The 7,556-nt window shown below is 67.4% G+C and carries 8 protein-coding genes; 3 read left to right on the top strand and 5 right to left on the bottom strand.

The window, feature by feature from the left end; all coding sequences use genetic code 11:
- Positions 1-24: 24 nt before the first annotated feature.
- The 3 genes from U9980_RS10445 to U9980_RS10435 all read right to left on the bottom strand — a co-directional run bounded on the left by U9980_RS10445 (position 25) and on the right by U9980_RS10435 (position 1,566).
- Positions 25-381 carry a hypothetical protein gene (locus U9980_RS10445; protein ID WP_322767738.1) on the bottom strand — a complete coding sequence of 119 codons (357 nt, stop codon included), beginning with the start codon at positions 379-381 and terminating at the stop codon, positions 25-27.
- A complete protein-coding gene (locus U9980_RS10440) occupies positions 378-839 on the bottom strand; it encodes a hypothetical protein (RefSeq protein ID WP_322767737.1) in 462 nt (153 codons plus the stop codon). Before U9980_RS10440 ends, U9980_RS10445 begins: the two co-directional genes overlap by 4 nt.
- Positions 840-906: 67 nt before the next feature.
- On the bottom strand, positions 907-1,566 hold the full coding sequence (locus U9980_RS10435; protein ID WP_322767736.1) for a TetR/AcrR family transcriptional regulator: 660 nt from the start codon (positions 1,564-1,566) through the stop codon (positions 907-909).
- A gap of 212 nt (positions 1,567-1,778) precedes the next feature.
- On the opposite strand from U9980_RS10435, the gene U9980_RS10430 reads away from it, so the two are divergent.
- Together U9980_RS10430 and U9980_RS10425 are read left to right on the top strand one after the other, a co-directional pair.
- Positions 1,779-3,785, top strand: coding sequence for an acyl-CoA dehydrogenase family protein (locus tag U9980_RS10430; RefSeq protein ID WP_322767735.1), 2,007 nt, complete (start codon positions 1,779-1,781; stop codon positions 3,783-3,785).
- A 78-nt stretch (positions 3,786-3,863) separates the two neighbouring features.
- Positions 3,864-4,679, top strand: coding sequence for an SAM-dependent methyltransferase (locus U9980_RS10425; RefSeq protein ID WP_322767734.1), 816 nt, complete (start codon positions 3,864-3,866; stop codon positions 4,677-4,679).
- Here U9980_RS10425 and U9980_RS10420 read toward each other — a convergent pair.
- Positions 4,647-5,522, bottom strand: coding sequence for an SPFH domain-containing protein (locus U9980_RS10420; RefSeq protein WP_322767733.1), 876 nt, complete (start codon positions 5,520-5,522; stop codon positions 4,647-4,649). The two genes, U9980_RS10425 and U9980_RS10420, sit on opposite strands and share 33 nt — an antisense overlap.
- A gap of 100 nt (positions 5,523-5,622) precedes the next feature.
- On the opposite strand from U9980_RS10420, the gene U9980_RS10415 reads away from it, so the two are divergent.
- Positions 5,623-6,408, top strand: coding sequence for a DUF2071 domain-containing protein (locus tag U9980_RS10415; RefSeq protein ID WP_322767732.1), 786 nt, complete (start codon positions 5,623-5,625; stop codon positions 6,406-6,408).
- Positions 6,409-6,416: 8 nt separating this feature from the next.
- On the opposite strand, the gene speB is transcribed toward U9980_RS10415, so the two are convergent.
- A partial coding sequence (gene speB, locus U9980_RS10410; RefSeq protein WP_322767731.1) for an agmatinase occupies positions 6,417-7,556 on the bottom strand: 1,140 nt, incomplete at its 5' end.

Here is a 7,556-nt window from a genome sequence, read left to right as displayed (position 1 = left end):
ATGTTGCCCCTGGTTCGGTGAGCGTCAGCTGTCGGTGTCCCTGGGGTGGCGGGTGGCGGAGTAGACGAGATGCACGGTCCGGCGGGGTTCGTCGACGAGGTAACGTACGCGGCCGCCAGCGGTCACCTCGTACTCCCATTGGGGGTACTCCGAGCCGCCGAGCATGGCCGTAGCGAGGCGCCCGCGTAGCCGGTGCTGCCGATCCGGGTCGCTCATCGAAAGTGGATTGCTGCGTAGCGCCTCGTAGCAGCGGCGGGTGTTGCCGGCCGCTTCTGCGCACAGCTCGCCCCACCCTTTGGCTGCCTCGTTCGTGGCGAACCGAAGCCGCCATTCGCTGCCGATCGGTGGAGCGGGAACATCGTCTCCGCGTTTGGGGCTCACGGGGCATACACCTCCCCATGGTCCTCATCCGGGAGGGGCGCCGTCAGCGCTGCGGTCAGTTCGGGGTTGGCGAGAATTCTGGCGGTGGCGCGCCACTCGACGATGACCCGGTGCAGATGGGAATGGATATCCAGTTCTGCGACGTCGCGGGTCGCGTTCACGAGGTCGGTGAGGAACTCGCGCATTTCGTCGGCGGACAGGTGCCTACTCCAGGGAAAGACTTCGGGCAGGGCGAGCAGGACAGCCCGCGCGCCTTCGTCGTTGCCAATCAGCGCGGTGAACAGACGGGCGGTGACGTCGGCGGTCTCCTCCCGCTGCCGATCATGATGCTCCGTGGTCAGGTAGAGGTTCTCGCCGTCACGCCGCGTCACTTGGACGCGCTGGGCGCGTTCGACGGTGTCAGCGACCCTCTTGGAGTTCTTCGACAGGTCGGAGAAGGAAACGGTGAGGGCGAACATAGATCAAAAATACTTCGGAACACGTTCCGAAGTCAACCGGGGGTGGGCCGTCAGATCGTCGGGGCGGTCAGATCGCGAGTGCGGTGAGGATGAGGCCCAGACCCTCGTGGAACTGGGTTTCCATCGCCCCGGCGAGGTGGTCGGCGACCGCGGCGAGGTGGGGGTAGCGGGCGGCGGCCGAGCTGATCGCGGTCACCGGGGTGACGGTGGCGTCCGGACCCTTGTGGGCGATGGTCGCCGCGGTGTGGCGGGCTTCGGTCAGGGCGTGACCGAGGGTGTAGAAGAGCAGCGTCTGGAAGGCGTTCGCCGCATCATGGTCAGGCATGCCGGCGTCACGCAGCAGGCCGATCGCGTGGTTGGTCCGTTCCCAGCTGGCTTCGCCGCCCGGCGGCCGGCGCAGGACGATCGGCGCGAGGGTCGGATGGCGCAGCAGTGACCTGCGCAGCTGGGCGAACGTCTCGCGCAGGTCGGCGGGCGGGTCGCCGGTGTGGGGGAGCGGTTCCTCACCGCGCACGACCCGGTCGGCCAGCGCCTCCAGGAGCTCGTTCTTGGTGCGGAAGTGCCGGTAGACCGCGGTCGGGTCGATGTTCAGCCGGGAGCCGAGCGCTCGCATGCTGAAGCCGCCGACCCCGCCGATGTCGACGATCTCCATCGCGGTGTCGAGCAGAAGCTGCTGGGACAACGTCCCACGGGGGGTGCGGGTGTGGCGGGGCTGCGCCGTCTCCACCGGTCTCCTTTGATCTGCCTCGTAGTCGGTACCCACAGTGTAGTCAACGCTGTTGACGCCACCTCGTGGCCGATTCGACCTTCATCCAGACGCATATCCCTTGATAGGACGGTTGAATAGTCGCTCTGCGATTGCGGTGTGCGACAGAAAGTAGATCGCCCGGGACGGGGAAGTAAAGGCGTAGCAGATCTGCTGAGCCTGGGGAGCTGAATATGCCACACGTGGACGAAAGGGACGCTCGTAAGGCCGCCGAAGCCGCGCGGGAGACAGCATGGACGCGTCCGTCGTTCGGTAAGGAGCTGTTCCTCGGTCACCTCCGCCTCGATCTCATCTCACCGCATCCACGGCCGCCGGCGGCCGACCGCGACCGGGGCGAGGCCTTCCTCACCGGGCTGGCGGCCTTCCTGCGCGAGCACGTGGATCCACTGGCGATCGAGCGGGACGGTCACATCCCGGCGGATGTCGTCGAAGGACTCAAGCGGCTCGGCGCGTTGGGTATGAAGATCCCGCAGGAGTACGGCGGCCTCGGCCTGAGCACCCTCTACTACAACCGTGCGCTGGCGCTCGCCGGTAGCTGGCACTCGTCCATCCCGACGCTGCTCTCGGCGCACCAGTCGATCGGCGTGGCCGAACCGGTCCGCAGGTTCGGCACGAGCGAGCAGAAGCGCACCTACCTGCCGCTGGTCGCCCGCAATGAGATCAGCGCGTTCCTGTTGACCGAACCGGACGTGGGAAGCGACCCGGCCCGGATGAGCGCGCGTGCGGTCCCCGTGGACGACGACACGGCCTACGAGCTGTCCGGGCGCAAGCTGTGGACCACCAACGGTGTGATCGCCGACCGGCTGGTCGTGATGGCGGTCGTACCGAAGTCCGCGGACCATCGCGGCGGCATCACCTGCTTCATCGTCGATGCCCACGCACCAGGTGTGACGGTGGAGCACCGCAACGAGTTCATGGGGCTACGCGGTATCGAGAACGGTGTCACTCACTTCGATCGGGTACGGGTACCGGCGGCGGACCGGCTCGGCAGGGAGGGTGAGGGGCTCAAGATTGCGCTGACCACCCTCAACACCGGCCGGCTGGCGTTGCCCGCGGTCTGCGCCGGCACCGCCAAATACGCGTTGCGGATCGCCCGTGAGTGGGCCGCCGAGCGGGTCCAGTGGGGTCAGCCCATCGGGCGGCACGAGGCGATCGCCCAGAAGATCGCGTTCATCGCCGCGACCACGTTCGCGATGGAGGCGGTCGTCGAACTGTCGGCGATGATGGCAGACGAAGGTGGCAAGGACATCCGGATCGAGGCCGCGCTCGCCAAGCTGTACGCGAGCGAGATGGCCTGGCTCGTCGCCGACGAGATGGTGCAGATCCGCGGTGGCCGTGGCTACGAGACAGCCCAGTCGCTGGCCAACCGTGGCGAACGGCCCGTCCCGGCCGAGCAGATGCTGCGCGACCTGCGCATCAATCGGATCTTCGAAGGCTCCAGTGAGATCATGAAGCTGCTCATCGCCCGGGAAGCCGTCGACACCCACCTGGCGGTCGCCGGCGACATCATCGACACCGAAGTCCCGTTGTCGGCCAGGGCGCGGACCTCCGCGCGCGCCGCGGGTTTCTACGCCCGCTGGCTGCCCCGGCTCGCCGTGGGGGAGGGCACCGACCCCCGTTCGTTCGCCGAGTTCGGCTCGCTCGCAGGCCATCTCCGGTTCGTTGAACGGTCCGCGCGCAAGATGGCCCGCTCCACCTTCTACGGCATGAGCCGCTGGAAGGGCGGGATGGAAAAGAGGCAGATGTTCCTCGGTCGCATCGTCGACATCGGCGCGGAGCTGTTCGCCATGAGTGCGTCCGTGGTCCGCGCGCAGATGCTGGCGCGGGACGGCGAGCCGACCGCCGTCGAGTTGGCCGACCTGTTCTGCCGGCAGTCCCGGCGGCGGGTCGACGCCCTCTTCGACGCGTTGTGGCGTAACGACGACGCCGAGAACTTCCGGGCCGCGCAGCAGGTCCTGACCGGCAGGTTCAGCTGGGCGGAGGCGGGTGTGCTCGACCCCAGTGGTGGCGGCCCGTTCCTCGCCGAGGCCCGCCGCGCGGCCCAAGAAACTGATCATGCAGGCTGGGCGGACGCCGGCGTGGCTGCGAAGGTCGACAAAGCCTCGGACGGTGTCGATGCCGTGGACCAAGCCGCGGCGATGAGATCCGTGCGGCCGATCGGTGTGGCCCCGCGAACCTGATTCCGATCGGCCGATATCCACCGGAGAGGCCCTACACTGTCGGCTGACCGGGGATATCGATCGAAAGGGCGCCGTGTCATGTCCGAGCTTTCCGAGGCCTCTGACCAGGCCCTCTTGTCGTTGGACACGTCGATCCCGCATTCGGCCCGGGTCTGGAACTACTGGCTCGGCGGTAAGGACAACTTCGCGGCTGACCGTGAGATGGCCGAGCACATCCTCACGGTGATGCCCAGCCTCGTGATGTCCGCCCGCGCCGACCGGGCGTTCCTCGGCCGGGTTGTCCGCTATCTCGTAGCGGAGGCGGGGATCCGGCAGTTTCTGGACGTCGGCACCGGTCTACCCACGGCCGACAACACGCACGAAGTCGCACAGGCGCTCGCGCCGGAGTGCCGGATCGTCTACGTGGACAACGATCCGATCGTGCTGGTACACGCCCGCGCTCTGCTGACCAGCAGCCCGTCGGGGACAACGGAGTACGTCGATGCCGACCTGCGCGACCCGGAGAAGATCCTGCTGGCGGCGCAGGCCACGCTCGACTTCACCCGGCCGGTCGCGTTGATGCTCCTCGGCTCCCTGAACTTCGTCGTTGACACCGCACAGGCGCGGGCGAGCGTCGCGACGTTTCTTGCCGCGCTACCGGCTGGTAGTTACCTGGTGGTCGCTCATCCGAGCGCGGAGGTCCACGGTGAGGCGATGGAGGAAGCGGTCCGGCTCTGGAACGACGCAGGCTCATCGCAGATGACTCTGCGTAACCGCGAGGAGATCGCCGCTTTCTTCGACGGCCTGGAGCTGCTGGAGCCCGGGGTGGTGTCGTGCTCGCGGTGGCGGCCGGATTCCGCCGAAGCGGGTGCGGCCGAGGTGTCACAGTTCTGCGCGGTCGGACGAAAGCCGTAACGCGCTTTCCGCACCCGAATGCGCCGACCCTGCGTCTGCGTCGGCTGGGTCTGCGTCGGTTGGGTCTGCGGTGTTGGTTGGGTCCGCGACAGGCACGACGCGGTCGAAGAACCGCAGCAACTCGACTGGAATCGGCATCACCAGCGTGGAGTTCTTTTCCGCAGCCACCTCGACCACGGTCTGCAGGAGTCGCAACTGCAGGCCGCTGGGATCCGCGGCCAACACCCGGCCGGCCTGGGCGAGCATGCGCGACGCCTGGAACTCACCCTCAGCCGTGATCACGCGGGCTCGCCGCTCCCGTTCGGCTTCGGCCTGCTTGGACATCGACCGCTTCATCGACTCGGGAAGCGCGAGGTCCTTCAGCTCGACCCGTTCGATCTTGACTCCCCACGGCTTCTCGGTGGGTTCGTCGATCACCGCACGCAGCTCGGCATTCACCCTTTCCTGGTCGGAAAGAAGATGATCAAGGTCGCTGCGGCCGATGACCGAACGCAGTGAGGTCTGCGCCACCTCAGTCACGGCGAAGGTGTAGTTGTCCACGTTGACGATCGCCTTGACCGGGTCGATGACCCGGAAGTACACAACCGCCTCCACCGTAAGCGTCACGTTGTCCCGGGTGATGCACTCCTGGGTGGGCACGGACATCGCCACGATCCGCATGTTGACCTTGACGAGATGGTCGACGCCGAACGGAACCACCATCGTCAGGCCGGGGGCGCGGAGCGTGGGCCGCAGCCGGCCGAAGCGGAACACCAGCCCCCGCTCGTACTGCTGCACTGTTCGTAGCGAGGTGAGCAGCACCAGCACGGCGATCACGATCAGGACGATCAGTAAGATGATCATAAAGCGGGATCATAGCCTGCCCGCTGCCGGTACGGGGTATCTGTCGCTTTTCTAACCATCGGCTATGGGATAAAGCCTGATATCCCGGCATCATGAGGTCATGCAGCGCGACGACCCAGATGCCGGTGATGGGATGGTCGGGGAGGGGATGGCCGGGCTCGGTGCGTCGTGTCCCTTCACGGTGGAAAGACCGATCATGCGACAGCGCTGGGAGCGGCTGACGTTCGTGCACTGGCCCTTCGATCCGGCGGTGGTACAGCAGCTTCTTCCGGGCGGCCTGCGGGTCGACACCTACGACGGGGCGGCATGGGTCGGCCTGGTGCCGTTCTTCATGCGGGTCGCGACCGCGGCCGGGCACGGGGCGGCGTGGGCGTCGACCTTCTGCGAAACCAACGTCCGTACCTACGTTCATGATCATGAAGGGCGGCGGGGAATCTGGTTTTTCTCTCTGGACGCGGCCCGGCTCGGTGCGGTGGCCGTCGCGCGCACCACCTACCGGCTGCCCTACTTCTGGTCGTCGATGCGGCTGGTGGAGACCCCGGACGAGATCTCCTACACCTGCGCCCGGCGGTGGCCCGGTCCGCGCGCCACCAGCCGGATGACGATCCGGATCGGTGAGCCGTTCGGATCCGGTGATCTCGACGAGCGGGACCATTTCCTGACTGCCCGGTGGATCCTGTTCAGCGCGGCCGGTACCCGGCGCCGCTACGCGCGGGCATGGCACGAGCCGTGGCCGATGCACCGGGCCAAGGCTGTGGCGCTCGACGACAGGCTCGTCGCCGCGGCCGGACTTCCGCAGCCGCGGGACGAACCCCTGGTGCACTACTCCCCGGGAGTCGATGTTCGCATCGGCCGACCCGAACGCTACCGGCCGATGCCGTCGTAAACGGCCGGTCAGGGCTGCTGGGGCACGCTGTCTGGATAGGGCCCCCAGGCCTCCCGGTTGGCGGTGGCCGGTTTGCGACCGAGCTTGCCGGCCCGGACCTGGGTGGCGAGGCTGTCGAGGATCACCCGGCTGGACAGCAGCGCGGTCTGTTCGGCCCAGTCATAGGGCGGGGAACACTCGACGACCTCGATGCCCGCCAGACCGGGCTCGGAGATCATACGGACGAGGTTGAGGGCCTCGCGGGGCAGGAGACCGCCCGGTTCGGGCCAGCCGGTTCCGGGGACGAAACCGGCGTCGATCACGTCGATGTCGAAGGACAGGTACACGGCCTTGGCGTTTTTCCACGCCGTCTCCAGGGCGAGTTCGGCGACCTTCTCGATGCCGACCCGTTCCACGTCGCCGACGGTGATGACGGTCGTGCCGCGCTCACGGCCGACCGTGACCCCGGCCCGTGGCGCCTGCCAGCCGCCGATGCCGATCTGGACCAGGTTGGTGGCCGGCGCGTTGCCGATGTTGGTCGCATGGAACCACGGCGTGGTGTGCATCCGCTCGTCGAGGTCGCTTGCCTGAGTGTCGACGTGGCGGTCGAAATGAATGATGCCGATGTTGCCGTCCAGGTACGGCGCCATCCCACGGATGGTCGGGAAGCCGATCGAGTGGTCCCCGCCCAGGACGACCGGCATCACACCCTGTTGCACGACGTGGGCCATTGCCTGGCTGATCTGGTCGAAGGACTTCTCCAGGTTGCCGGGAATGGTGAACACGTCGCCGATGTCGACCAGGTTGAGCTGCTCGCGCAGATCGACGCCGAGCTCGTAGGAGTAGGTGCCGAACAGGTTGGTCGAGCGCCGGATCCCCTGCGGGCCGAAGCGGGTACCCGGCCGGTATGTCGTCCCGGCGTCCAGAGGAACCCCGAAGACTGCCACCTCGGCGTCGGCGACGTCGTGTACGTCCTCGATGTACGGGCATTTCAGGAATGTGCCCCGTTCACCGGCGAAGTGCGGTATCTCGCCGCGGGCGAAGGTCGGAATCGTCCGATCAGTGATCGTCGGCGCGCCCGCCAGGCCGTGAGCGAGCCGGCGTTGGATCTCTTCCTCCGCTCGCCGGGTCGGCAGTTGGGCCTCGGCCCGCTGAGCCCAGTTTCCCTC

Origin of the sequence: Protofrankia sp. Cr1, assembly GCF_963555865.1 — a bacterium.
Classification (GTDB): domain Bacteria; phylum Actinomycetota; class Actinomycetes; order Frankiales; family Frankiaceae; genus Protofrankia.
This window is presented reverse-complemented; position numbering and strand designations above follow the sequence as displayed.